Raw genomic sequence first — 2,225 nt, 5'->3', positions numbered from 1 at the left:
ACCGGCTATACGCTGAGCGGAGCAGACGCCGGTAACTACACCGTGGTGCAGCCCACAGCTGTCACGGCCAACATCACGCCAGCCAGCCTGGTAGTCACAGGTGTGGGCGCCAACAACAAGGTGTATGACACGACGACCACAGCGACGCTGAGCGGAACAGCCGCCATTACGGCCCTGGGTGGCGATACTGTGACGGTGGGTGGCACCGGCAGCGGCAATTTCGTCAACAAGAATGTTGGCAATGGCAAGACTGTCACCGTCACCGGCTACACACTGGGCGGCGCTGATGCCGGCAACTACACCGTGGTTCAACCCACCGGCGTCACAGCCAACATTACGCCGGCCAGCCTGGCTGTCACGGGTGTAGGCGCAAACAACAAGGTTTACGACACCACCACCACCGCCACACTCAATGGCACGGCGGCTGTCGCGGCCCTGAGCGGTGATGTGGTGACGGTTGGCGGTGGCAGCGGCACCTTTGCCGACAAGAATGTGGGCAACGGCAAGACCGTCACTGTCACCGGTTACACACTGGGCGGTGCCGACGCCGGCAACTACACCGTGGTGCAACCCACGGGACTGACCGCGAACATCACGCCAGCTGGCCTGGCTGTCACCGGCGTAGGCGCGAACAACAAGGTGTATGACACCACCACGACGGCGACGCTGAGCGGAACGGCAGCAGTCACGGCCTTGGGCGGTGACGTCGTGGCCGTGGCCGGCACGGGCAGCGGCAGCTTCGCCAACAAGAACGTGGGCAACGGCAAGGCTGTGACCGTCACCGGCTATACGCTGAGCGGTGCGGACGCCGGCAACTACACCGTGGTGCAACCCACGGCGGTGACCGCGAACATCACGCCAGCCAGCCTGGCTGTTACCGGCGTAGGCGCCAACAACAAGGTCTACGACACAACGACCGCCACCACGCTCAGCGGAACGGCGGCTGTTACGGCCCTGGGGGGGGATGTCGTGACGGTTGGCGGTGGAAGTGGTGCTTTTGCCGACAAGAATGTGGGCAACGGCAAGGCCGTGACGGTCACCGGCTACACGCTGGGCGGTGCGGACGCCGGCAATTACACCGTGGTCCAACCCACGGGGCTGACCGCCAACATCATCCCCGCCAGCCTCACGGTCACAGGCGTGAATGCCAACAACAAGGTATACGACACCACGACTGCGGCCACGCTGAGCGGAACAGCCGCGGTGACGGCCTTGGGTGGCGACACGGTGACGGTAGGCGGCGCCGGCAGCGCCAGCTTCGCCAACAAAAACGTGGGCAATGGCAAGGCCGTGACCGTCACAGGCTACACGCTGGGCGGTGCCGACGCCGGCAATTACACCGTGGTGCAACCCACGAGCTTGACCGCCAACATCACACCGGCCAGCTTGGCTGTCAGCGGTGTGAGCGCAAACAACAAGGTCTACGACACCACCACTACGGCCACGCTGAGCGGAACAGCAGCGGTGACGGCTTTGGGTGGCGATGCCGTGACCGTGGGCGGCACCGGCAGCGGTAATTTTGTCAACAAGAATGTGGGCAATGGCAAGGCCGTCACCGTCACCGGCTACACACTGGGCGGCGCCGATGCCGGCAACTACACCGTGGTGCAGCCAACAGGTGTCACGGCCAACATCACGCCCGCCAGCCTGGCTGTCACAGGTGTGGGCGCCAACAACAAGGTGTATGACACCACCACCACGGCTACCCTCAATGGCACCGCTGGTGTTGTTGCCCTGGGCGGTGATGTCGTGACGGTTGGCGGTGGCAGCGGCACCTTCGCCGACAAGAATGTGGGCAACGGCAAGGCTGTGACGGTCAGCGGCTACACACTGGGTGGAGCCGATGCCGGCAACTACACCGTGGTGCAGCCCACCGGCGTCACGGCCAATATCACACCGGCCAACCTGGCGGTCACAGGCGTGGGGGCCAACAACAAGGTGTATGACACCACCACGACGGCGACGCTGAGCGGAACGGCAGCCGTTACGGCCCTGGGTGGCGATACCGTGACGGTAGGCGGCACCGGCAGCGGAAATTTCGCCAACAAAAATGTAGGCAATGGCAAGGTCGTGACGGTGACCGGCTATACGCTGAGCGGAGCAGACGCCGGTAACTACACCGTGGTGCAGCCCACAGCTGTCACGGCCAACATCACGCCAGCCAGCCTGGTAGTCACAGGTGTGGGCGCCAACAACAAGGTGTATGACACGACGACCACAGCGAC

Annotated in this window: 1 protein-coding gene; it reads left to right on the top strand. The window is 64.0% G+C overall.

The genetic code is table 11. The annotated features are described in order from the left end of the window. Positions 1 to 2,225 (top strand): beta strand repeat-containing protein (locus AC1D1J_RS22550; protein WP_477695925.1); only part of this gene is annotated, 2,225 nt, incomplete at both ends.

The sequence above is a fragment of the Polaromonas sp. P1_F8 genome (assembly GCF_056405635.1).
The sequence above is the reverse complement of the archived record's forward strand: the minus strand, read 5'-3'. Positions and strand labels throughout refer to the sequence as shown.